The 21,207-nt window shown below is 44.2% G+C and carries 27 protein-coding genes and 2 pseudogenes; 18 read left to right on the top strand and 11 right to left on the bottom strand.

Annotated features, from left to right (window positions below; translation table 11 throughout):
* Positions 1-341 precede the first annotated feature (341 nt).
* Together QUA34_RS04090 and QUA34_RS04095 are read right to left on the bottom strand one after the other, a co-directional pair.
* Positions 342-2,240: an ATP-binding protein gene (locus QUA34_RS04090; RefSeq protein WP_333324032.1), complete on the bottom strand. Its 1,899-nt coding sequence runs from the start codon at positions 2,238-2,240 to the stop codon at positions 342-344.
* A 564-nt stretch (positions 2,241-2,804) separates the two neighbouring features.
* Positions 2,805-3,032: a type II toxin-antitoxin system CcdA family antitoxin gene (locus QUA34_RS04095; RefSeq protein WP_015176471.1), complete on the bottom strand. Its 228-nt coding sequence runs from the start codon at positions 3,030-3,032 to the stop codon at positions 2,805-2,807.
* A gap of 327 nt (positions 3,033-3,359) precedes the next feature.
* On the opposite strand from QUA34_RS04095, the gene lepA reads away from it, so the two are divergent.
* Complete coding sequence (gene lepA / locus QUA34_RS04100) at positions 3,360-5,174, top strand: translation elongation factor 4 (protein ID WP_006632512.1); 1,815 nt, start codon at positions 3,360-3,362, stop codon at positions 5,172-5,174.
* A 216-nt stretch (positions 5,175-5,390) separates the two neighbouring features.
* Here the strand turns inward: lepA and QUA34_RS04105 are convergent, their stop codons facing one another.
* From QUA34_RS04105 to QUA34_RS04115, 3 genes are all read right to left on the bottom strand, one after another.
* Positions 5,391-5,837: a DUF5958 family protein gene (locus tag QUA34_RS04105; protein ID WP_333324030.1), complete on the bottom strand. Its 447-nt coding sequence runs from the start codon at positions 5,835-5,837 to the stop codon at positions 5,391-5,393.
* Positions 5,821-6,159, bottom strand: a complete 339-nt coding sequence (locus QUA34_RS04110) for a hypothetical protein (protein ID WP_333251062.1) — start codon at positions 6,157-6,159, stop codon at positions 5,821-5,823. The genes QUA34_RS04105 and QUA34_RS04110 overlap by 17 nt, the downstream gene beginning before the upstream one ends.
* A gap of 83 nt (positions 6,160-6,242) precedes the next feature.
* On the bottom strand, positions 6,243-6,413 hold the full coding sequence (locus QUA34_RS04115; protein WP_333324027.1) for a ribbon-helix-helix domain-containing protein: 171 nt from the start codon (positions 6,411-6,413) through the stop codon (positions 6,243-6,245).
* Between QUA34_RS04115 and QUA34_RS04120 the strand changes: the two genes are divergently transcribed.
* Complete coding sequence (locus QUA34_RS04120) at positions 6,405-6,590, top strand: hypothetical protein (RefSeq protein WP_333384227.1); 186 nt, start codon at positions 6,405-6,407, stop codon at positions 6,588-6,590. The genes QUA34_RS04115 and QUA34_RS04120 overlap by 9 nt on opposite strands.
* A 133-nt stretch (positions 6,591-6,723) precedes the next feature.
* Here QUA34_RS04120 and QUA34_RS04125 read toward each other — a convergent pair whose 3' ends face one another.
* Together QUA34_RS04125 and QUA34_RS04130 are read right to left on the bottom strand one after the other, a co-directional pair.
* Entirely contained in the window at positions 6,724-7,128 is a 405-nt protein-coding gene (locus QUA34_RS04125) for a hypothetical protein (protein WP_190740856.1), read from the bottom strand.
* An 11-nt stretch (positions 7,129-7,139) separates the two neighbouring features.
* Positions 7,140-8,114, bottom strand: coding sequence for a hypothetical protein (locus QUA34_RS04130; RefSeq protein WP_333324025.1), 975 nt, complete (start codon positions 8,112-8,114; stop codon positions 7,140-7,142).
* A 164-nt stretch (positions 8,115-8,278) separates the two neighbouring features.
* Here QUA34_RS04130 and QUA34_RS04135 point away from each other — a divergent pair, with 164 nt between their 5' ends.
* The 4 genes from QUA34_RS04135 to QUA34_RS04150 all read left to right on the top strand — a co-directional run bounded on the left by QUA34_RS04135 (position 8,279) and on the right by QUA34_RS04150 (position 9,969).
* Entirely contained in the window at positions 8,279-8,806 is a 528-nt protein-coding gene (locus tag QUA34_RS04135; RefSeq protein WP_333324023.1) for a helix-turn-helix domain-containing protein, read from the top strand.
* A gap of 167 nt (positions 8,807-8,973) precedes the next feature.
* Positions 8,974-9,333, top strand: a complete 360-nt coding sequence (locus QUA34_RS04140; protein ID WP_333324021.1) for a hypothetical protein — start codon at positions 8,974-8,976, stop codon at positions 9,331-9,333.
* On the top strand, positions 9,330-9,758 hold the full coding sequence (locus tag QUA34_RS04145) for an HNH endonuclease signature motif containing protein (protein ID WP_333324019.1): 429 nt from the start codon (positions 9,330-9,332) through the stop codon (positions 9,756-9,758). The genes QUA34_RS04140 and QUA34_RS04145 overlap by 4 nt, the downstream gene beginning before the upstream one ends.
* Before the next feature lie 79 nt (positions 9,759-9,837).
* Entirely contained in the window at positions 9,838-9,969 is a 132-nt protein-coding gene (locus tag QUA34_RS04150; RefSeq protein WP_333324016.1) for a hypothetical protein, read from the top strand.
* 100 nt (positions 9,970-10,069) lie between these two features.
* Here QUA34_RS04150 and QUA34_RS04155 read toward each other — a convergent pair whose 3' ends face one another.
* Complete coding sequence (locus tag QUA34_RS04155; RefSeq protein WP_333324014.1) at positions 10,070-10,207, bottom strand: hypothetical protein; 138 nt, start codon at positions 10,205-10,207, stop codon at positions 10,070-10,072.
* Positions 10,208-10,611: 404 nt separating this feature from the next.
* On the opposite strand from QUA34_RS04155, the gene QUA34_RS04160 reads away from it, so the two are divergent.
* The 5 genes and pseudogenes from QUA34_RS04160 (at position 10,612) to QUA34_RS04180 (ending at position 14,594) form a co-directional block, all read left to right on the top strand.
* Complete coding sequence (locus tag QUA34_RS04160) at positions 10,612-11,550, top strand: UDP-glucuronic acid decarboxylase family protein (RefSeq protein ID WP_333384230.1); 939 nt, start codon at positions 10,612-10,614, stop codon at positions 11,548-11,550.
* A gap of 111 nt (positions 11,551-11,661) precedes the next feature.
* The gene (locus tag QUA34_RS04165) at positions 11,662-13,050 is read left to right on the top strand and encodes a UDP-glucose/GDP-mannose dehydrogenase family protein (RefSeq protein ID WP_333384497.1); all 1,389 of its coding nucleotides are present in this window, start codon (positions 11,662-11,664) and stop codon (positions 13,048-13,050) included.
* Between the two features lie 180 nt (positions 13,051-13,230).
* A pseudogene (locus QUA34_RS04170) lies at positions 13,231-13,632 on the top strand (IS4 family transposase); the annotation flags it as partial.
* A 162-nt stretch (positions 13,633-13,794) separates the two neighbouring features.
* The gene (locus QUA34_RS04175) at positions 13,795-14,058 is read left to right on the top strand and encodes a hypothetical protein (RefSeq protein WP_333384233.1); all 264 of its coding nucleotides are present in this window, start codon (positions 13,795-13,797) and stop codon (positions 14,056-14,058) included.
* 98 nt (positions 14,059-14,156) lie between these two features.
* Positions 14,157-14,594, top strand: coding sequence for an ISAzo13-like element transposase-related protein (locus QUA34_RS04180; protein WP_333324205.1), 438 nt, complete (start codon positions 14,157-14,159; stop codon positions 14,592-14,594).
* A gap of 30 nt (positions 14,595-14,624) precedes the next feature.
* Here the strand turns inward: QUA34_RS04180 and QUA34_RS04185 are convergent.
* Positions 14,625-15,472 (bottom strand): annotated as a pseudogene (locus tag QUA34_RS04185) (IS630 family transposase).
* Positions 15,473-15,588: 116 nt separating this feature from the next.
* Between QUA34_RS04185 and QUA34_RS04190 the strand changes: the two are divergent.
* The 5 genes from QUA34_RS04190 to QUA34_RS04200 all read left to right on the top strand — a co-directional run bounded on the left by QUA34_RS04190 (position 15,589) and on the right by QUA34_RS04200 (position 17,602).
* A complete protein-coding gene (locus tag QUA34_RS04190; protein ID WP_333384499.1) occupies positions 15,589-15,678 on the top strand; it encodes a hypothetical protein in 90 nt (29 codons plus the stop codon).
* Positions 15,679-15,812: 134 nt separating this feature from the next.
* Positions 15,813-15,950 carry a hypothetical protein gene (locus QUA34_RS30140; protein WP_445242793.1) on the top strand — a complete coding sequence of 46 codons (138 nt, stop codon included), beginning with the start codon at positions 15,813-15,815 and terminating at the stop codon, positions 15,948-15,950.
* Entirely contained in the window at positions 15,902-16,129 is a 228-nt protein-coding gene (locus QUA34_RS30145; protein ID WP_445242794.1) for a transposase, read from the top strand. Before QUA34_RS30140 ends, QUA34_RS30145 begins: the two co-directional genes overlap by 49 nt.
* A 95-nt stretch (positions 16,130-16,224) precedes the next feature.
* A complete protein-coding gene (locus QUA34_RS30150; RefSeq protein WP_445242795.1) occupies positions 16,225-16,476 on the top strand; it encodes a zinc ribbon domain-containing protein in 252 nt (83 codons plus the stop codon).
* Between the two features lie 316 nt (positions 16,477-16,792).
* On the top strand, positions 16,793-17,602 hold the full coding sequence (locus QUA34_RS04200) for a GAF domain-containing protein (protein ID WP_333384236.1): 810 nt from the start codon (positions 16,793-16,795) through the stop codon (positions 17,600-17,602).
* A 406-nt stretch (positions 17,603-18,008) separates the two neighbouring features.
* On the opposite strand, the gene QUA34_RS04205 is transcribed toward QUA34_RS04200, so the two are convergent.
* Positions 18,009-19,547 carry a PAS domain S-box protein gene (locus tag QUA34_RS04205; protein ID WP_333326496.1) on the bottom strand — a complete coding sequence of 513 codons (1,539 nt, stop codon included), beginning with the start codon at positions 19,545-19,547 and terminating at the stop codon, positions 18,009-18,011.
* Positions 19,548-19,867: 320 nt separating this feature from the next.
* On the opposite strand from QUA34_RS04205, the gene QUA34_RS04210 reads away from it, so the two are divergent.
* The gene (locus tag QUA34_RS04210) at positions 19,868-20,518 is read left to right on the top strand and encodes a DUF3386 domain-containing protein (protein WP_333167621.1); all 651 of its coding nucleotides are present in this window, start codon (positions 19,868-19,870) and stop codon (positions 20,516-20,518) included.
* A gap of 279 nt (positions 20,519-20,797) precedes the next feature.
* Positions 20,798-21,034 carry a NifU family protein gene (locus QUA34_RS04215; RefSeq protein ID WP_006632519.1) on the top strand — a complete coding sequence of 79 codons (237 nt, stop codon included), beginning with the start codon at positions 20,798-20,800 and terminating at the stop codon, positions 21,032-21,034.
* Here QUA34_RS04215 and QUA34_RS04220 read toward each other — a convergent pair whose 3' ends face one another.
* Positions 21,035-21,160, bottom strand: a complete 126-nt coding sequence (locus tag QUA34_RS04220) for a hypothetical protein (protein WP_333326494.1) — start codon at positions 21,158-21,160, stop codon at positions 21,035-21,037.
* Positions 21,161-21,207 lie beyond the last annotated feature (47 nt).

A 21,207-nucleotide genomic window follows, 5' to 3' on the forward strand; every position in this document is an offset into this window, starting at 1 on the left:
AAACTTATATTTAACTCTGCTTGAATATATCGTGAGCTCCTGTTCTTAGTTTGCGATCGATTATTCAGCAAACCCTAGATAGGGCTTGCTGAATAAGTTAGAGGATATTTTAAAAGTGGGGGGCTATTGTAAGAAAGCTCACAAAGCTTAAGCTGAGATTTGTAGATAACAGCACTTTGTGAGCAAATGACGTGCAGCATATCCTAACAACTTGACGTGGGAACAGTGGGAACTAATAGCAGACCTGTTTCCAGAAGCTTGCGCCCGGTGTCCTCGCACAGTATCGATTTATGCCGTGATAAATGCAATCCTCTATGTAGGGCTTGCTGAATAAGGAATGATTAATTTTTAAATAGTGGTTCTTGATAAAGCGGCACAGTAAAAGTAACAGTAGCTCCGAGTCCTTCCCCCATACTGTAAAAATTTACTGTACCCCCCATTGCTTCTACCAGTTTTTGAGAAATAGCCAATCCCAAACCGGTGCCGCCGTATTGCCTGGTACGAGCGCCGTCTACCTGAAAAAACGACTCAAATAATTTATCCTGCTTGTCGAGAGAAACCCCAATGCCAGTATCAGCAACTCGGATTTTCACCATTCCGGGGAACTGCTGGTTGTGAACAGTCACCTTTTTCTTAATAACCTCGGCACTGATGCGAATTCCTCCTTCCCCGGTAAATTTAATCGCATTGCCCGTGAGGTTCAAGATTACCTGAAGCAGGCGTTGGTAGTTGCCGTACACAATAATCTCGTCCTCCACAGGGGGTTTTTGGATTTGAAATTGCAATCGCTTTTGCTCGACTTGAACCCGTGTAAAATTCTCAACTTGTTGCAACAGTTCACCGAGTTTGACGGGAGCGAGGTCTAACTCCATTTTGCCAGCTTCGATTTTAGCGACATCCAAAATATCGTTAATCACATTGAACAAATGTACTGCTGAGCGGTAAGCTTCTTCGATAAATTGGTGCGCTTCTTCGGGGTCATCTGCCATGCCGTCCATAAGCAGTTTTAGAAAGCCGAGGATGCCGTTGAGGGGGGTGCGGAGTTCGTGAGAAGTATTAGCAAGAAATTGACTTTTAAGTTGGGAAAGAGCCACGGCTTCGGCGCGGGCCTGTTCTAATTCTTGGTAAAGTGTAGCGTGGGCGATCGCACTGCCGACTTGAGCGACTAACTCGCGGGCGAATTCGAGTTCGACTGGACTCCATTTCGGGGAACTGCCACAGCGGTGCAAACATATCAGTGCATTGGGTTGGTCTTCATAGGAGGTAGCTGCTACGAGCACGGAATGGCGGTGGAAGGGATCGGTGGCGGGGGAGGCGTAATCGACTGCTACTGGTTTTAAGGTGGCTAAAGTTTGAATCCACCCTGGCTGTTCGGCTGCGCGCAATTCTAATCCCAGCATAGAAGAGTAAGCTTCTTGGCGGTATTCAGCTACTACTTTAAAAGTTTTCGATTGGAGATTTTCGATTTGAGTTGGGGAAAGCGGGGGCGAAGGGTAGCTAGCTATTGACTGTTGTAATTCGGCTGCTGCGGCGGTCGATTTTTGCTGATTTTCGGAGGCAAGGAAGGGGGAGGTTTCGAGATTTTCGCTGTCTTTTTTGTAGGAACAGATGATGCAGCGACTCGCGTTTAAAACTTGACCCAAGCTGTTAACAGTTTGCTGCCAAATGGTGGCTAAATCGAGGGTCTTGTGCAGGTTTTGAGCGATTTGGGAGATGACTTTACGATCGATTTCCGAGTACGGAGGGAGCGATCGACCGGGGATACGGCTCGCTGGAAGCGACATTTGTTGGCGGGCGTCCAAGGGGGATGGCAAAGCTCGATAGAGCATGAATTCTGGGGAGTCGGGCCGTCTGTCTGTGGGTTTGTCAGACAGCAGCCTTCCCATAACTAAGACTTTTGTAGCTTTGCCGTTTGAGTCGATCGCCGGAGTGAGTGTCAAATCGAAGAGAAAATATTGTCCGGCGTGGCAAAATGGATAGCTGAACCGTTGCGGTACGAGGGTTTCGAGCGCCCGCCGCAGGATATCGAGATAAGGCGCTGGGGCGATGGGTTGCAGGGTTTCGCTGAGGGGGCGATCGACAAGTTGTTCTGCTGTGAGGTTGTACTGCTCGGCTTTTTGCCAGTAAAAAGATAGATATCGACCAGAGGCGTCTTGGGTAAATACTAATTCTGCTCCTAACTCTTGAAAAAAAACTGTAGAGGCGAGGCTCGATCGCCGGAAATCTGTGTTAGAGTCCATCAGAGTAGGGGATGAAAGTAGTTCGGCTTTTGGATTCTTGAGTTTTTAATAAAGAACTCAAGAGTCCCCATTGTTTTTGGCTTCTACTGTTAATTTGTGAGTTATTAATCACTTAAAAAGTTGTTGGCTTCTTAATTAAGACATTAATTGATCAAAACTCACAATTGGCAATTATTTTAGGCTTATACTATTGACTCTTGAGTGATTAATGAGTTCATAAAATGTTAATTCGTTAATTCTGAACTCAACTCAAAACTCAAAACTATTCGTTCTCAGCCTTTTTGGGTAATTTAAAGATAAAAATTAAGATTGAGAAATTAGGAATCTGCACCGATTAACTATCAAGTGTGAAAATTACGCCAAAATATGAGGCTGCGAACAACTCTAGTCCGGGAATGGCTCACGCATTTTTTCACTCACCTGGAATAGTTCCGAGGTTGTGATTTAGCCGAGTTCACTCGCCCACCACCTGTAGCTTTAGCCACGAAATCTGCAGGAGATCGCCCGCGCGCTCTAAATTTCACAGCCTGCAGATTTGCGCGCGCCGTCTGGGGCGAGAGTACCTCAGTCGTTCCATTCACCACGCGGCGGGACTGGGGGGTTGCGGCGTAAACTCAGAGCCAGCTCGTCTTCGCGGCGCTCGCCTCTGAGCCACTGCTTGATTGCTGTTTCAATGACTTTGCTGGGGTCATTCGTCAAGTGCTTAATTTGGTCTAGCAGTTCAGAATCTATATGGATAGATAGTTCCACTTTTTCTGACGAACTGTGGGAGGGTATACTTGACTGGCTCATAGTTAAAAAATCCTAGTTTTAATTCTTAGGTTTCAATTCTTTTGATGACAAGCGACTGGACTAGATATTTGCAGTCCCTGATTTGCACCCCACCTTTCCTCAACCGCTTAACAGCTTTCTGTACAATGAGACAGAGAAAAGTTTTTTCCTTTTGGGTATCCGGGCTCGGTCGGACACTTGATGGGTAATAACTGATACTCTTGAGGTTTGCCTCAGTTGTGGTTTCATCTCAATCCCCAGTAAGAGGTTGAAGTAAGCACTCTACTCTTGCTTGTGTAATCATACAACAAAAAGTATCCTTTGCCGATTAGCTCTTCGATAAAAAACATGACTAACGTCCCTGTATCTCGCATTCGTAATTTTTCGATTATTGCTCACATCGACCACGGAAAATCGACCTTGGCAGATCGCCTGTTGCAGGCGACTGGGACTGTGCAGGCACGGGAGATGAAGGAGCAGTTTTTAGACAATATGGATCTCGAACGCGAACGCGGCATTACGATCAAGCTGCAAGCGGCTCGGATGAATTATACTGCCAAGGACGGTCAGGAGTACGTGCTGAATCTGATCGACACTCCCGGACACGTGGACTTTTCTTACGAGGTGTCGCGATCGCTCGCTGCTTGCGAAGGGGCGCTGCTGGTGGTTGACGCATCTCAAGGCGTGGAAGCACAAACCTTGGCAAATGTCTACCTTGCCTTGGGAAATAATTTGGAAATTATTCCAGTTTTAAATAAAATTGACCTGCCGGGAGCAGAACCGGAACGGGTAAAAGGGGAAATTGAAGAAATTATCGGTCTGGACTGTAGCGGGGCGATTGAGGCTTCGGCTAAGGAAGGAATTGGTATAGATGAGATTTTGGAGTCGATCGTCGAATTGGTGCCGCCGCCGCAGGATACTGTTGACAAACCGCTGCGGGCGCTAATTTTTGATAGTTATTACGATCCTTATCGCGGGGTAATTGTGTATTTCCGGGTGATGGACGGAAGTGTCAAAAAGGGCGATCGAGTTTTGTTGATGGTTTCGGGTAAGGAATATGTCATCGATGAATTGGGCATCCTTTCACCGACTCAAGTTCAAGTAGACGAACTGCACGCGGGGGAAGTGGGTTATCTGGGCGCGGCAATTAAAGCAGTAGCTGATGCTCGCGTTGGCGATACGATTACTTTGGTCAAAAAGCCGGCACCGGAGCCTTGGCCGGGTTATACAGAAGCAAAACCGATGGTTTTTTGCGGCTTGTTCCCGATCGATGCTGACCAATTTCCAGATTTGCGGGAAGCTTTAGAAAAACTCGAACTCAATGATGCGGCGCTTTCTTACGAACCAGAAACTTCGAGTGCGATGGGATTTGGTTTTCGCTGCGGTTTCTTGGGTTTGCTGCACATGGAAATTGTGCAAGAAAGGCTGGAGAGAGAATACAATTTGGATTTGATTGTTACGGCTCCTTCTGTGGTTTATCAAATCACAACAATTAAAGGGGAAGTGTTAACAATTGACAATCCCAGCCACTTGCCAGATCCTCAGTATCGCGAGAAAATTGAGGAACCTTATGTGCGGGTAGAAATGCTGTCGCCGGAAACTTATGTGGGCGCGCTGATGGAACTGTCTCAAAGTCGGCGGGGCATTTTTATGGATATGAAGTATCTGAGTCAAGGCCGAACTACGCTGGTTTACGAGTTGCCTTTGGCCGAGGTGGTGACTGACTTTTTCGACCAGATGAAATCGCGATCGCGCGGTTATGCGAGCATGGAGTATCACCTCATCGGTTATCGCGAAAATCCGTTGGTGAAAATGGACATTTTAATTAATGGCGATCCGGTTGATGCTTTGGCGATGATCGTACACCGGGATAAGGCTTATAATGTGGGCCGCGGGTTGACGGAAAAACTCAAGGAGTTGATTCCCCGCCATCAATTTAAGGTGCCGATTCAAGCGACAATTGGCGCTAAGGTGATTGCTTCGGAACACATTCCGGCTTTGCGGAAGGATGTGTTGGCAAAGTGTTACGGCGGTGATATTTCGCGGAAGAAGAAGTTGCTGCAAAAGCAGGCGAAGGGTAAGAAGCGGATGAAGTCTGTGGGTACTGTGGATGTGCCGCAGGAGGCTTTTATGGCTGTGCTGAAGCTCGATCGAGATTCGTAATCTGTGTGGCCTTTTGTCAGGAACAGGCAAGATGCCTGTTCCACAAAGAGTCTGTTTTTTGTAGTTGTTTGCAGTCATCTAGAACAGGCAAGATGCCTGTTCCACAAAGAGTCAGTTTTATTGTGGGATTGGCCGGAGAGCCCGTCCCTGTGGAAGCCCAGAATATGGCTGCAGCGTGAGTGGCGATCGCCCGATCGCATCACAGATTACTACAACTTAAACAAGAATGCTTTGTTGCAACTCGCGCCGAATTTCATCTACAACTTTGTGATCGCTCAAATCGCGATGCCACCAGTGGCTACAGCCATCTTGACAATATTTGCAGTACCTGCGCGCATCGGCAATTGCCAATAAACTCATTAACAGGAAAAAGGTTTTGATAAATTCTGAGGGCGGGAGTTTCAAAAGCTTTGCCATTTGTTCTTTTAATCGCCCTCTACTCAGCAACACACAAGGGGTGTAAGTTGGGCGAAGTTTTGATTTGGCAATTGCTAGGGAAACATCTTCTTCTCGCGCCCCTGCTTGGAGGGTCATGTAGGATAGCCGCTGCAATATTTCCTGCTGGTATTCGGTTGGGAAGCTTAAAAACCAGTTTTTTGCATCTTCTTGGCTAATTAATTCTTGTTGAATTTGATTGATTGTAATTTCATCGGCTAGATTCATTTGCCTCTCCTAAGTCTGGCTCAAATATAACGTGAGGTTCTCCTGAGATGAGGGGGCCAGTAAAAATATCGATTCCCGTTTCTCGACCTGAACTATTAATTTCGCCGCCACTTGTACCGCGAGGGACGGAACTGCTAGCGGAATGCCGCTGGCGAGACTTACCTAACATTATATAGTCCCAGTCAGAAGTTGGCGTACTTGTCCCGTTTGCTCGACTGCCAACAACTATGATGGTTTGTTTTGTCCGATCGGCTGCATTCTGAATTCTCCTGGCATCTTCTGGAGATATGCCTGCTTCTTGCCAGGTTTTTACACCTCTCATTTAATGAATATTAGCATTGCAGTAGGGGAGTTTTTTCGCACTTCTCGATTTAAAAATTAAGCACGATAAATCAAGCTTTAGTTTCAGTCATCTGTTGATTTGAGCTTGCCGGATGCTTTTGCTTGGTCGATCGCCTCTTGAATCAGAAGGTAGACAAAGTTGGAGATCGATCGCTTTTCGAGATCGCACAACTTTTCGAGATCCTTTTTAGCCTGTGTTGGCAAAACCACTGAAATCCGCTCGCTGTGGCTCATGCCTTGCAATCTGTTGGAAGTTTCCCTTATTGTGCCACCTCGTCCGTCCAGCTTGCAATGGGCGATCGTCCGTCGCTATCGCAGCCGGATGCGGAGGGACATCTTCAGTTGTTTCGGCAAGGAGTACCCAACATCCGATTTGAAGTGGTGTTTGATTTACCCTCTCGCCGAGGATAACTTTTTTGAGGGAGGGTTTTTGATAAGTTAACAGTCAAATTATTGAGAGCGATCGCACTTTTGGAGATTAAGGGCGATCGCTTTTCAATTTAAGGGGATAGGTGAAGGGGCAACCCACACTAATAAAGGTGAATCAAAACACCCATTCATGGTCTGGATCATTAAGTGCAGCTTTTACTGATGCTAAGTTTGCAAGGTCTTGGAAAGGACTCGACTTAGCTATTTCTGTAATTGAATGTAAAGCTAATGCTAACTGTTCATTATTGCCACTAGCTATTGCCGAATCCACTACGCTAAAAAGATCGCGAAAATTTTCTGCACGCTCATCAAATGAGCGATCGAGGTACTCCATCATCCAATCGCTCTGGGCTTTAATCTGAGCGATGGTTGTTTTTTCCCATGCATCAATTTCACGCCGTTTAGTCTGCTCCTGCTCTGCCACCATCTTGTACTCAGTGTAAGCTGAGACAAGTTCCTGTAAGCATTCAGCAGGACTGGTGATTTTTGAGATGCCTCGCGAAACTTCTTTTGCTATCATGTCAACTTGCCTCAAATAGTACCGTATTTAGCTTGGATTTTAGCAGTCGCAGGGTTGAGGTTTCCTTCGCTATCTAAGACAGGGGTCTTCATAATTTCTGCAAGCGATTTTACCAGAAGCGCTACCTGTTGCAACTTACGCACATCTGCATTTTGATTTCGCTCAAATGCCTGGGATTCAAGTTCGTTAAGTCCGAGAACAGCACGAGAGTTCAAGTTATTCACCACATAGTTAAGTTCATCAATCCGTCGCTGGACTCTTTCCAAAAAGTCTTTAGCAGCATCAATTTTAGCGATTTCTGTATAGACCTTGGCTTCATATTCTCGTGCTTTTGTCAAAGCTTTTTCACCTTCACCAGCAAGCATGAAGCCACCAATTGCCAAGGCTGGACCAACCATAATACCTCCAAGTACAACTGTACCAACTGCCATGCCACCGCCACCAGCAGCCAGAGAACCACCTCCCAGCCATGCAAGAGTCGCATTCCAAGCTGCTGCACCGCTGAGCCCAGCGATCGCAGTGCCGGTACTTGCTGTCCCAAACAGTCCGATCAAGCCAACTGCACCTTGACCTGCCGCTACTGCTGCCCCAGCAGCTTTAAAACCACCTTTGACAAATTGTTCTGCTTCTAAAGCCGCAGCTTTGTACTCATTAATCTGCTGAATAGAAATGCCTTCTAATCCCTCCAAAAACTGCTTGTCGCTTAGAGAACCACGCTGACCAATATGCTCAATAAATTTGACAAATCGCCCAATTGTACGAATTTTGATATTTAGTTGCAGTTGACCGTACTCTTCTGCAAGATTTTGAGTGCATTCCCATTCGTTTTTCAAACGATTGCAAGCACGTTCATGCTGTTCTTGAGCGCTCTTGCCCATTTCCTTTGCATCGTTCATGTCGGAAACACCTGCAATACCAGCTCCAATGCCAAGAGCGGAAGCAGCTATAGCAGCAGCACCCAAAATAATCGGGATTATAAAAATCATAAAATTTTCCTCAAAACTAATGATTCAGCAATGCTCAATGAGTCTAGTTATTAGCTACTTCAAGCTAGCTCTCTCGTCATTTTGACTCATTGCACGTAGATCGGGATATTCTACTTATAATAATCTAACTAACCATAGCTTTTATCTTACACTCATCAGTAATTATGTTAGACTTATATCAGGAATTTTCACCCCACTCCGCTATGCCGCCAGCCGACGAGCAATTTACCGAAGCCGCAAACCACTGGGACTTAGAAAACCTCTACGCAGACCTGGCCTCAGCCAAGGGAAAACGCCTCACCCCAATGGAAAAGCTTCACCTGCGGGGGCTTCTGTGCGGTCATAGTCCCGGAGAAATAGCGGAAAAACGCCAAAAGAACCCCAAGGGAGTTGAAACTGACCTATGCGCTACCTTATATAAGTACGTCAAAAGTCTGGTGGGTAAAGGCGTTGAAAAGATAGAAAACTGGAGAAACATTGCTGAATGGCTTGAAGATGCTGGATATAAAACTAAGCCACCTGCTAAATTCCCTATTCAAAACGGTTTATCTGAAAATAGTAAAGTTAACGTAAGCAATATAACTTTTGAGAACAATCAAATAACAATTGATGTTTTCCTACAAATAACTGTACCGCTACCTTCAGAACTCTCAATACAAAATCTAGACATCAACGATAACAACGTTAACTAAAATTTTGCCACAAATCAACAGATTGGTAAGGTGAAGCGACTAAAATCTGGAAGCGCGATCGCACCTTTACCCGATCGCGCGGGGCGATCGCACATTGCGTTTCTCAAAAAATGGCGATCGCACTTTTATTGTGCTACCATTCAATGAGAGCGTCAGTGAGTAAAAAAATGGCAACAATTACCCTTCAAATTCCCGACGAACTAGCACTGCGGCTAGATACTCTCAAAGATGAGTTACCACAGATTTTGATGCTGGGATTGAGGGAAGTCGAAGCCAATCCTTCAAGCGGATTTTCGGGGCTAACGAAGATATTAGAATTTATAGCAAGTTTACCCTCGCCACAAGAAATATTAGCCCTGCGTTTATCCGACGATCTTCAAGCTGAAATCGATACTTTATTAGAGAAAAACCGCACGGAAGGACTCACGCCGATCGAGCAGCGCCTGTGGCAACAATACGAATTTGTCGAACATTTAGTACGCATTGCCAAAGCGCAAGCCCTGCTGAAACTGAGCGAGGCAGCATGAGTAAAACCTACGTTTCAGCTAGTCTGCGACGAATGGTATGCGATCGCGCCAACGGATACTGCGAATATTGTTTAATCCCAGAAACACTCGCCCTCTCGTCTCATCAAATAGACCATATTATTGCAGAAAAACACAGTGGCGAAACAGTAGAAAATAATCTGGCTTTGTCTTGCTCAATTTGTAACAAAAATAAAGGCAGCGACATTGCCTCGATCGATCCAGAAACAGATGAAGTGGTTCGACTTTACAACCCTCGAAAAGATAGCTGGGAAGACCATTTTCAACTTCAAACTGAAAGTGGTACAATCGAACCTCTAACTGCGATCGGTCGAGTCACTGTGCGTTTATTGCAGGTTAATCGTGCAGAATCTCTGACCGAACGTAAGCTATCGCTCAAAATTCGATCGTTAACAAAACCCGATTAATCGATTGTGTTCAAGCCACACCATAACCTCTATATTGAATTTGATATAGAAGACTATGAGTAAAAGTTGAAGCGCAATTATGCCAAATATTTACATTATTTGTAGCCCTAACGGTTCAGGTAAAACTACAGTTTCCCTGAGATTATTACCTGATTTTTTAGAATGTTTTGAATATGTAAATGCAGATGCGATCGCCGCCGGAATGTCCTAATTCACTTCACAGTCAGTTGCATATTCTCGCAGGACGCTTAAGGATACAAAGACTGCGAACTTTATCAGACTCTGGTACTGATTCCGCGTTCGAGACAACTTTAGCCGATCGTAACTTTGCTCGATTCTTGAGAAACTGTAAAACTCAAGGCTACACAATCAACCTGATTTAGTTCTGGCTGCAATATCCAGAAATCCCAATTGAACGGGTGCAACGCAGGGTTGGAAGTGGCGGACATTCTTTTGGCGAAATCGATATAACTTCTGTCATATTGGTTTTGAGATAAATCGACTCTTGTTTTTTCCAAAAAGCCCGTGAAGCGCACCTATCCCGTAGAGCATCGCCCAACCTCAGACCGAAGTCATCAAATAACCAATAAGCCGTAACAAATAACATAACTAATGTCAAGAGTGTTTTTTCGGAAATATTAAAGCTTAAATAAAAATTGCTACCGACATTTGCGAATTATAGCACTTTGTTCCAAGTATTTGAAAATGCTAAGTTAATTAAAGATTTTATAAAAGTGACGCATAAGTATTTACATTGTCGATCGCAATTTTGTTATTCTATTAGTAAGTTTCATTCGAGCGACTGAATTTTTGTACTCCAGTCCTACCCCTAAACAGAACGGCAGTTTCCACAATGAGAATTTTAGTCACAGGCGGTGCGGGTTTCCTCGGTTCCCACCTAATCGATCGCTTAATGGCCCAAGGACACGAGGTAGTCTGCCTGGATAATTTTTACACCGGGACTAAACGCAATATCCTCAAATGGCTGGACAACCCGTATTTTGAGCTGATCCGCCACGACATCACGGAACCGATTCGGTTAGAGGTAGATCAGATTTACCATCTGGCTTGTCCCGCTTCCCCCATACACTATCAGTACAACCCTGTCAAGACAATTAAAACAAACGTCATCGGCACGATGAATATGTTGGGATTGGCAAAACGGGTAAAAGCAAGATTTTTTCTCGCTTCCACTTCCGAAGTGTACGGAGATCCTGATGTCCACCCGCAAACAGAAGATTATCGCGGCAACGTTAATTGTATAGGAATTCGCAGTTGTTATGACGAAGGGAAGCGAGTAGCTGAAACCTTATCTTTTGATTACCACCGTCAAAATGGAGTAGACATTCGAGTTGTGCGAATCTTCAATACCTACGGCCCCCGGATGTTGGAAAATGACGGCAGAGTAGTCAGCAATTTTATTGCTCAAGCTTTGCGGAATCAACCGCTGACAGTATACGGCGACGGTTCCCAAACACGGAGTTTCTGCTACGTTTCTGATTTGGTAGAAGGATTTATTCGTTTGATGAATAGCGACCAAATCGGGCCGATGAATTTGGGGAATCCCGGCGAATACACTATATTGGAACTGGCACAAAAAATTCAAAACACGATTAATCCAGGGGCAGAAATTATCTTTAAACCGCTGCCGGAAGATGATCCTAAACAGCGACAACCGGATATTACTCGTGCTAAAAATTGGTTGGGGTGGGAGCCAACTGTGCCGCTGGATCAAGGTTTAGAGTTGACTATAAAGGATTTTCGCGATCGCATCCAGGGAAACCAAAAGTAGAGACTGGGAGAGTGAGGGATGGAAAAAATCTTCCTTATTCCCAATTCCCAATTCCCAATTTCCAATTCCCAATTCCTACCTGATTTATTTACTAGCTTTGAGGAGATTTCTATGCAGGTTTGCGTCATCGGTACAGGATATGTTGGCTTAGTCACCGGCACTTGTTTGGCCCACATCGGCCACCACGTGATTTGCGTAGACAACAACGAAGAAAAAGTTAAATTAATGAAGTCGGGACAGTCGCCTATTTTTGAACCTGGACTGTCTGAATTAATGTCTTCTGCATCTGCGTCTGGCAATCTAGAATTTACTTCGGATTTAGCAGCAGGAGTGTCTCACGGGGATATTTTGTTTATTGCCGTGGGGACGCCTCCATTGCCCACTGGGGAAAGTGATACTCGCTACGTGGAAGCGGTTGCTCGTGGCATTGGAGCTCACCTCGACGGCGATTACAAAGTAATCGTAAACAAATCGACAGTGCCCATCGGTTCGGGGGATTGGGTGCGAAGAATTGTACTAGACGGTTTAGCAGAACGTCAAAAACCTCAAAGCGGTGAGGGCGCTACTGGTGAGGAAGTCGCAGCAAAAACAGGTGTTCAATTTGATGTGGTTAGCAACCCGGAGTTTTTGCGGGAGGGCTGTGCTGTTTTCGATACTTTTAATCCCGATCGCATTGTTCTTGGCAGCAACTCTCAGCGGGCTATGGATATGATGCTACAGTTATATCGGCCGATTGTCGATCGCAAGTTTGCAGAAAATCCGTCTTTGCCGGAGGTTCCTGTGGTGATGACTGATATCAGTTCAGCGGAGATGATTAAGTACGCAGCTAATGCTTTTTTAGCTACGAAGATTAGCTTTATTAATGAAGTTGCTAATATTTGCGATCGCGTCGGTGCAGATGTTAGTCAAGTTGCCCGAGGTATCGGCTTAGATTCACGGATTGGCAACAAGTTTCTCCAAGCTGGAATTGGTTGGGGCGGTTCTTGTTTCCCCAAAGATGTCTCGGCTTTAGTTCACACGGCTGAGGATTACGGTTACGAGGCGCATTTGCTAAAAGCGGCCGTGGAAGTTAACGAACGCCAGCGGTTGATTGCTATTGAAAAGTTGCAGCACGTTTTGAAGATTCTCAAAGGTAAAACCGTCGGACTTTTGGGTTTGACTTTCAAGCCGGATACTGACGATTTGCGAGATGCTCCCGCGCTGAATTTAATCGAGAATTTGAACCGATTGGGAGCGAAAGTTAAAGCTTACGATCCGATTGTTTCTCAAACGGGGATGCGTCACGGTTTGTCGGGAGTTTTGGTAGAAACTGACCCGGAAAGGTTGGCAGACGGTTGCGATGCTTTGGTGTTGGTGACTGACTGGGAACAGTTTCGTAATTTAGATTACGAGAAAATGGCAAAGTTGATGAATCATCCGGTGATGATTGATGGCCGCAATTTCTTAGACAAGAAGGCTTTAGAAGCGGCTGGTTTCCAATATGTGGGGATTGGAAGGTAAAGAATGAGCGTGAAGTTGCGATCGCAATTATATCTTGAGGATAGCGATCGCAACTTATCCGTTAGGTAAGAATTCAGGCTGAGAGGGTGACAACCGAGGGAAAACCCAGACGGGGCAATTGTTTGAGATAATGCAGAAGTCGTAAAAAAGCGAGTGGCCTTGGGAGCCACCCCACAAAAAATACTAAAGACATTATACCAAAAGTTATTACCAATCCACTTGAGCGAGAGTCAAGCACTCACCTTAGAACTCTTAGTTCTGACGCTTCAAAGCCATCGACAAGTCAGATTATCAAGATTGGCTAACATCTTTCCACAACCGATTAAATACAATAGTCGCGTCCGAAGTCTCCAGCGATTTCTTAAGCTCCCCCAGCTTTCGGCCAAGTTGCTGGGGTTTCCTATAATCAAAGTGGCTTTAAAGTCTGAATTTAGAGAGCAAAGATTTAATAAAGCGCAACGGAGAAACCGTTCAGAATTAACATTCTCAACTAAAAAATATGTAGCCGTTGCTCTCGAAAGAACTCAATGGCGAGACCGGAATCTAATCATAGTCACGATAATTTGGGGCAATCATGCTTTGGAATAAAAAATTAATAACTTGATAAATTATTAGATATAATCAAGAACAAGGCTAGATCGCTGAGTTTACCAAAACACCAGAGCAACTGGCAACAGTTTTTTTATTACCGTACACTATTTTACCTTTAAACCCATGTTTTATTCGAGTTCAATTGAGTCTAAAATGAAGAAGCTTTATAACTCTTTATCAGAGAAGGATAAAAGAAGCTATGTAGGGATAGAGGCTCAAAAATTGGGCTGGGGTGGAATTAGCTATATAATACGACTTTGGGGATGTAGTCGCAATACCGTGGTTTATGGAATTGAAGATTTAAAAAAAATGGAGCAACAGATAGAGACAGTCAATAATTCAAGAATTATAAATTGTGGCGATGGGAGAAAAAGTATTTTTTCTAGCCAAATCGGAATTGATGCCGCATTTTTATAAGTTTTAAAATTTGCGACAGCCGGAGACCCAATGAATGAGTTAATTTAAGGGACTAATTTAACACATAAAGAAATAGCTTAGGGACTGAAGTCGATCGGATTTATTATCAGTCTTCCCTAGTAAATAAACTCTTAAAAAAGCATGGATATGTCAACCAAAAAACACAAAAAAAGCAAACAATAGGAACTAATAAAAATCGTAATGCTCAATTTTACAATATTGCCATGCTCGACACACAGTATGGAGAAGCAGGCAATTCCATTATTAGTTTTGATACCAAAAAGAAAGAAGTTTTAGGTAATTTGTATCGTCCCGCTACTTTTTATACAACCGAACCTGTCATTACTTTAGACCATGATTTTTGGAGTTTAGGTTGCTGGAAAGTGATTCCACATGGAATTTACGATTGCAAAAAAAATCGAGGTTATGTAACATTAGGTAACAGTAAGGAGACCAGTAAATTTGGTTGTGAATCCATCAAACACTGGTGGAACAATTATGGAAAAGCTACCTATCCTAATCCCAATTCGATTTGAGCTATAGTTATTTCAAATAAAAATGAGACACTAAGTTGCACAATAAGCGCGAATAATCTCATCAAGAGATGTGGCAGAATGTGAATACATTCTAGCTCTCTTTAATGCACTAAAATCATGCTCAATATCATTTAAGTCAGGAGAGTATTTTGGTAAAAAAAGTATCTGATGGCCTGCTTCCTCCACCAGGAGTCTAATTGCTGTCTTACGATGAATCGGTGCATTATCCATGATTAATATTGATGGTATTGTTAAAGATGGCAATAAATATAAAGCTAACCACCCTTCAAAGCTTTCTGCAGTCAAGCTTCCTGTAAAGACCATAGGTGCAATCAAGTCCTTGTTTCCTTTTCTTCTTCCTGCTACTAAATTTTCTCTTTTTCCCCGTTTCCCTTGTCTATCCCCATAGACTTTTTTTCCTTTTCTTGACCAGGCATAAACACAAGCATGAAACTCTTCAAATCCTGATTCATCAATAAATACCAGGCTTTTACTGCCATGAACCTTAATTAAATTTCTCAGTGTTTGGTAGTATTTTATTCTTTCTTCTCTATTCCTTTCTCTATAACGAAATTCTTTTTTTTTCTCGTAATTTTCATTTTCTTTAAGGCATAGCATATGGCACTCGCTCTCACCCCGAATTTCCTTGCTCTTTCTATTAATCTTGCTTCGGGATTTTCTTCTACATCTTTTCTGAGCGCTTCCCAGTCTATCTTTCGCTCACGGTGTTTTACCTTAGTTGCTCGAAGGTCTTCCCTCCCTAGCCATCTGTATATTGTTGCTCTTCCTACTTTAAATAGGGCGGCGGCTTTGGTTATACCCCCTCCATTTTCCACATAATCCACTACTCTTTTTCTCAAATCTAGACTGTAAGCCATTTTTCGGCTCCGAGTTAACAATTTTTCTTAATTTTACATCATCTTGCATTTGTCTCACATTTATTTGAAATTACTATAAGTGTGATGGTGGCGGCAGCAATAATGCTAATCATTATATCTTTAAACAAGATCTACAAAAGTTAGTAGATCAAATCGGAATTGAGCTCAAAATTGCTCATTATCATCCCTATAGCTCTAAATTATAATTCCATTAAACATCGACTCTTCCCTCATATTACCAAACCTGAGCCAGGAGTATTTTTTACAAGTCTAGATTTAGTCAAGAGTCTCATGGAAAAAACTCACACTAACTAACGATGGTCTATCTGTAGTTGTAAATGTGGCAGATAAAATCTATAAAATTGGTCGAGAGGTGACTGATGATTTCAAACTCAATATGAAAATTGCTTTTGATGAATATTTACCCAGATGGAATTCTCGAGCCGTACCTCAACTCAATCATCAATCAAGTTATTAATTTTTTATTTCTTAGCAAAACATGAACGCAACCTGAAAAAAAAGCAGCAAAAACTAGCCCGAAAGGAGAAAAGAAGCAAGTCTAGAAATAAAGCCAGGAAACTGGTTGCTAGGGTTCACGAACGAATTAGCAATGTCCGTCAAGACTACTTACATAAGCTACCCTTGAAAGCTTGTTGACGATCACCAAGTCATCGTAGTCGAAAGTCTCAACACAAAGGGCATGGTTCGTAAGCACAAACTAGAAGAGAGCAATTTCTGATCTAGGTTGGAGGATGTTTGTCAATTTCTTGCAGTACAAACTAGACCGTGAAGGTAAAGTGTTGGTAGAGATTGACCGATGCTTCCTTAGCTCGAAACTCTGTTCAAACTGCCACTATCAGGTGAGTGAAATGCCATTAGATGTTAGGGCATGGACTTGTCCTAGTTGTGGTACCCATCACGATAGAGATGGCAACGCTTCAGCAAATATTAGAGCAGAAGGACTCAGAATGCTATCAGTCTTGGGAAGCAGGACTGCTGAGTAGAGGAGGGGATGTGAGTCCGAGACGGGGACGCAAGTCTAAGTTGACGCAATCCCCGTTGAAGTCAGAAGCTCACGCTGTACCTTTATGTCAGCGCTGGGTAGTTCACGAAAACAGGACGCTCTCCGTTCTATGTGAAAATCATAAAGATCTTGTAAAGACACCGCAAATACTTAGTAATGTTTGACTGTCTGTGGCAATATTTAAGTAGAATTACGTAATCAATAAGTCGGACAGCGGCAGGCTGGCAAATTCAGTAACTCCCTGCTCTGTTGCCGGAGTGGTAAACTTTTGCCAGTCTAGTAGAAAAAGGGTTGCTATGAATCAGCAAATATCAGCTCAATCGCAAAAGCTTTTACTCCAAATTGGCAGAAATATTCGTCGAACATTGGATCTCAATACTATCTGGCAGCAAACAGTTAACAGTCTGGGAGAAACACTAGGCGTCAGCCGCTGTATCCTTTGTCCCTATGAAAGTTCTAGCCTGCAAGTCAAAGTAGCTGCTGAATACTGCCAAGAACCATTTTTACCCATGCTGGGAATGGAAATCTCGCTCACAGCAGCACCTCATTTCCTTCAAGCTCTAGCCACCCTCGAACCGGTGGTAGTAGAGTCCTTTGCAGCCAATGACTCTTTTGGGCCGCAGTCGCTGCTAGTGGTGGCTACCGCTTACCAAGAGCAACCTAACGGCATAATTAGCTTGCATCAGTGCAAAAGTCGATCGTCGGGAAAGGGTAAGACCGATCGACCTTGGACTCAATCCCAGATCGAATTCGCACAAGAACTTGCCGAGCAAGTAGGAAGTGCGATCGCCCTTGCTACCCTCTACCAAGAGCGCACCAAGCGAGTACAAGGACTATCCCAGCTCAAAAAGCAATTTTTGTTGAAGGCGTCCCACGAGCTCCGCACTCCCCTAAATCACATCATCGGCTATCTACAACTAACCATAGACGACCAAGCTGACGATCCCATAGAGGAGAGAGATTTTATCCAAGAAGCTCACCGTTCAGCTATTCATCTTTCTCAGGTAATTTCCAATATCTTAGATTACATTGAGTTAAGTGAAGCTTGCCAAACTCACGCAGAGTTAGCCACTTTCAGGAGTCAGGAAAAATCGGGGCATCAGTAAACCTTCTAGTGGCGTATTTAACAAATCTAATATTTACGTTTCCACAAGTTTTACCAGGAAAAACCGGACACTTTATCGATAGATTCCCTCACTAAATTCGATAGCTGGTTCATCAATTATTTTTAGGGAATTATAGTTTTACACAGTACAGCATAGCAACTACTACACGTAGTAAGCTGTCGAGCATTTAAATTACATATTGTCTGTTCCCCGTTTCCCATTTCCTGTTCCCTTTCACCAAATCCTCACACCCTATTTAAATGCACAACAGCTTAGCGCGGTGTATTTATCATATTATGTCCGCTCGAACGACTCACATCAAATAGGTTATTTGACCGGAAAGGATATTGCAAGCATAAGATTACACTTTTGCACTTTTAATGCTTTTAACTTGTGCTTGATAGAATTACCCGCCGCCCTTTTTTTTCGGAGTTTTTGGAGGGCTGACATAGCGCGCCCAAAAAGGTTCCTCCATATCTTTCATCGCTGCTAGTTTTTGGCGCTCTTCCTCTATGCGCTTGCGTTCTGAAAGATTAGAAAATATGTTGATACTGCCGACAGTCTGGCCGCCCGCATCTCGCACACGTGCGGCCCAAAGCCAAACATCGATCGAACTACCATCTTTTTTCAACAAAGATATTTCCAAACCGTTTTGCGGTTTGCCATTAGACGCAGACTTTAGCAGCGCGTAAAAATCTTGCTTTTGGCCTTCAGGAATATTCGGTAAAGGTTTCCCTAAAACCTCAGCCGCAGTCCAGCCAAAAAGTTGTTCGGCGGCGCGGTTCCAAACAACGGTATTCCCGTCATTGCTGGTACAGTTAATTGCCAGCGGCGCCGATGCTATCTGGGCTTGCAAAACTTGGTTAACGAGTTGCAGTTTCAATTCTACTTGCTTGCGATCGGTAATTTCCTGACAAGCACCCCACAAACGGACAACCCGTTCAGCAGTTTTGTCCCACACCACTTGCCAGTAGTCCCGCACCCAGCGCACCTCGCCTTTTTGATTAATAATGCGATACTCATTAGCTCCAGTGCGGCTGAAAGTACAGCCTTCTAACTGTTTAATTAACATTTCCCTGTCGTCGGGATGAACGAGTTCCGAGTTCCACCAACCAAACGATTCTAATTCTTCAGGAACGCAACCGGTGCAGCGCTCAAAAGCTTCTGTCGCCCACTCGCAGGCGAACTTGCCGTCGGGCTGCCCCTTAAAAGAATAGGCAAAATCCGAAGTAATTTGCGACATAACTCTGTAGTGGAGTTCCGACTCTCGGACTGCAATTTCCGCTTGCTTTCGTTCCCCTATTTCCCGCGAATTAATTATAATTCCCTGCACGCTAGAATCGTAAAGCAAACTGTTACCTATCGACTCCATGTAGATCCAAGAACCGTCAGCATGGCGTTTCCGATATTCAATTGTCCCCCCAATTCCGGGAGCTTCTAACAACTTACCAAAATACGTCTGCCAAGCCAGCAAATCGTCTGGATGGATTAACTCGCCGTGAAATTTGCCAATTCTTTCTTCGGGATTGTAACCCAAAAGCCGCTGTAGAGATCCGCTGTGGTATCGAACTCGTCCGTCGGAGCCAATAATGCTAATTAGATCCGGAGAATTACGCAGCATAGCTTGCAGTTTGGCTTCACTTTTAGTTAATGCTTGATTGTCCCTGCGATGCTGGCTGATTTGTTTTTCCAACTGCTCCCGTAACTGTCTAATTTGCCCTACTTGCTGGGCTACAGTGCGTTCCAATAGGCGATTATTTTTTTCAAGGTCAACCAGCTTTGCGGCGTTATTTGTGGCGCTTTCAAACAAGCGACTGCCTGCCATTTCTTGTAGAGAATTTGATAAATCTTCCAAAATTTTTGTAAAAATTGCCTGTTGGGGGTGTGGCAATTCCCTAGCTTGTTCCTGCAATGTTTCTAAGTGTTTGTAGACAGTTTCTAGCATTTTATTAAGGGGGGAATCTAATAGTTGCCTGCGGGTGCAACCCCTAAAAAGCGGACACAAGTTTTTTCAACATAACCCATAACTAAGACTGGTGTCTGGCGATCGACCAATCGCGCTCTCAATAACCAGGCATTTTGGGACTTTCTCTTCAAATCATAGCAACCGATAGAGAAAGTAAATTCTTGTTGCGCCCTAATTGCCAGCCCAGCCGCACCCCCAAGAAGTGCTCGCCAGGAGTGCGGGTAACTCCCCTACCCAGTGAATGTAGGGCTTCTCGCGGTTAAGCTAAACTAGATGGGTGTCAAGAGAAAGAGGGATTTATGACAGAGCAAGCCAACGCTCGCGATTTGTTTCGCGCTGCTTACGAACACCGCTATACCTGGGATGCCAATTTTCCCGGTTACAGTGCCGATATTGAACTCAAACAGGGCGACGAAGTATATACGGGTCATGTTTCCATCAAACCCGACATGAGCGTGGAAGTCAGTGGCATTGAAGATGAGGAAGTGCAGCAAAGCGTCTACACCCAAATGCGCGATATTGTCACCCACCGCAAACGCTCGACATTTGAAAAATCTCACGGCAAAAATAGCTTCACCCTGGGCGAGAAAGACAGCACCGACGCTGTGGACATCTTGGTGCAAGGCGACTCAATGGGATCGAATTATAAAATCCGAGGTCTCTCAATTTGTCAAGTCAGCCGGGTGATGGGCCGCATGGCTTTCGTAATTGACACGCACAAAAGCTTAGAGACACCCGAAGGTTCTTTGGCCAGCCACTACGATGCCGTTTTCCGCAACCCTCAAACCGACGAAATCATCAAAGAACTCGAATTTGAAGATACCTTTGACAAGATAGGCGACTATTATGTCATGACCAAGCAAGTAGTTCGAGCCAAAGAAAAAGGTCAATTGACAACAACCGAGTTCAACTACTCCAATGTCAAACTGCTAGAACCAGCAGTAGTGTAGCGCGATCAAAAACCCGATTTCTTAAATAAAACGGGTTTTTTTGATTAACGTATCAGAATCAACTTGATTTGGCGGCAAGTAACGCTACGATCGAACGAGAGAGCGAATTCAGATCGAGCATCAGCGTGACAGAAACCGGGTTTACGGCAGCCAGCTCATCTGAGTACGCAAGTCTTTTTTCAAGAAACCCGGTTTCTTAAATCTCGCGCGGTTGAGAATGCTGTCCTTGAGTCAAATCGAACTTTCATCAACTGCAATAAATCATCACAGAGGCGAAATATGACACTAGCACTAACCAGAGATAACGTCGAAACAGTTCTCGATGAAATGCGCCCCTACCTGATATCCGACGGTGGCAACGTCGAACTCGTAGAAATTGACGGCCCCGTGGTACACCTGAGACTGCAAGGAGCTTGTGGCTCTTGTCCGAGTTCTACAATGACTCTGAGAATGGGCATTGAACGTCGCCTGCGCGAGGCTATCCCAGAAATTGCTGAAGTCGAACAGGTAATGTAATTAGTCAGTTGGCAATTGGTAGTTGGCAATTGGTAGTTGGCAGTTGACGGTTGACGGTTGACGGTTGACGGTTGACAGTTGCCAATTACCCGTTGACTGTTGCCAATTACCCAATTTAATTGCCAATTACCAATTACCCAATTTAATTACCAATTACCAATTACCAATTACCA

The sequence above is a fragment of the Microcoleus sp. POL10_C6 genome (assembly GCF_036701585.1).
Lineage (GTDB): Bacteria > Cyanobacteriota > Cyanobacteriia > Cyanobacteriales > Microcoleaceae > Microcoleus.

Coding starts and splice junctions, on each gene's coding strand:
- QUA34_RS04090 (WP_333324032.1), bottom strand. CDS start 2,240: ATGGACTCTAACACAGATTTCCGGCGATCGAGCCTCGCCTCTACAGTT.
- QUA34_RS04095 (WP_015176471.1), bottom strand. CDS start 3,032: ATGAGCCAGTCAAGTATACCCTCCCACAGTTCGTCAGAAAAAGTGGAA.
- lepA (WP_006632512.1), top strand. CDS start 3,360: ATGACTAACGTCCCTGTATCTCGCATTCGTAATTTTTCGATTATTGCT.
- QUA34_RS04105 (WP_333324030.1), bottom strand. CDS start 5,837: ATGAATCTAGCCGATGAAATTACAATCAATCAAATTCAACAAGAATTA.
- QUA34_RS04110 (WP_333251062.1), bottom strand. CDS start 6,159: ATGAGAGGTGTAAAAACCTGGCAAGAAGCAGGCATATCTCCAGAAGAT.
- QUA34_RS04115 (WP_333324027.1), bottom strand. CDS start 6,413: ATGAGCCACAGCGAGCGGATTTCAGTGGTTTTGCCAACACAGGCTAAA.
- QUA34_RS04125 (WP_190740856.1), bottom strand. CDS start 7,128: ATGATAGCAAAAGAAGTTTCGCGAGGCATCTCAAAAATCACCAGTCCT.
- QUA34_RS04130 (WP_333324025.1), bottom strand. CDS start 8,114: ATGATTTTTATAATCCCGATTATTTTGGGTGCTGCTGCTATAGCTGCT.
- QUA34_RS04135 (WP_333324023.1), top strand. CDS start 8,279: ATGTTAGACTTATATCAGGAATTTTCACCCCACTCCGCTATGCCGCCA.
- QUA34_RS04140 (WP_333324021.1), top strand. CDS start 8,974: ATGGCAACAATTACCCTTCAAATTCCCGACGAACTAGCACTGCGGCTA.
- QUA34_RS04145 (WP_333324019.1), top strand. CDS start 9,330: ATGAGTAAAACCTACGTTTCAGCTAGTCTGCGACGAATGGTATGCGAT.
- QUA34_RS04150 (WP_333324016.1), top strand. CDS start 9,838: ATGCCAAATATTTACATTATTTGTAGCCCTAACGGTTCAGGTAAAACT.
- QUA34_RS04155 (WP_333324014.1), bottom strand. CDS start 10,207: ATGTCCGCCACTTCCAACCCTGCGTTGCACCCGTTCAATTGGGATTTC.
- QUA34_RS04160 (WP_333384230.1), top strand. CDS start 10,612: ATGAGAATTTTAGTCACAGGCGGTGCGGGTTTCCTCGGTTCCCACCTA.
- QUA34_RS04165 (WP_333384497.1), top strand. CDS start 11,662: ATGCAGGTTTGCGTCATCGGTACAGGATATGTTGGCTTAGTCACCGGC.
- QUA34_RS04175 (WP_333384233.1), top strand. CDS start 13,795: ATGAAGAAGCTTTATAACTCTTTATCAGAGAAGGATAAAAGAAGCTAT.
- QUA34_RS30145 (WP_445242794.1), top strand. CDS start 15,902: ATGGAATTCTCGAGCCGTACCTCAACTCAATCATCAATCAAGTTATTA.
- QUA34_RS30150 (WP_445242795.1), top strand. CDS start 16,225: ATGTTTGTCAATTTCTTGCAGTACAAACTAGACCGTGAAGGTAAAGTG.
- QUA34_RS04200 (WP_333384236.1), top strand. CDS start 16,793: ATGAATCAGCAAATATCAGCTCAATCGCAAAAGCTTTTACTCCAAATT.
- QUA34_RS04205 (WP_333326496.1), bottom strand. CDS start 19,547: ATGCTAGAAACTGTCTACAAACACTTAGAAACATTGCAGGAACAAGCT.
- QUA34_RS04210 (WP_333167621.1), top strand. CDS start 19,868: ATGACAGAGCAAGCCAACGCTCGCGATTTGTTTCGCGCTGCTTACGAA.
- QUA34_RS04215 (WP_006632519.1), top strand. CDS start 20,798: ATGACACTAGCACTAACCAGAGATAACGTCGAAACAGTTCTCGATGAA.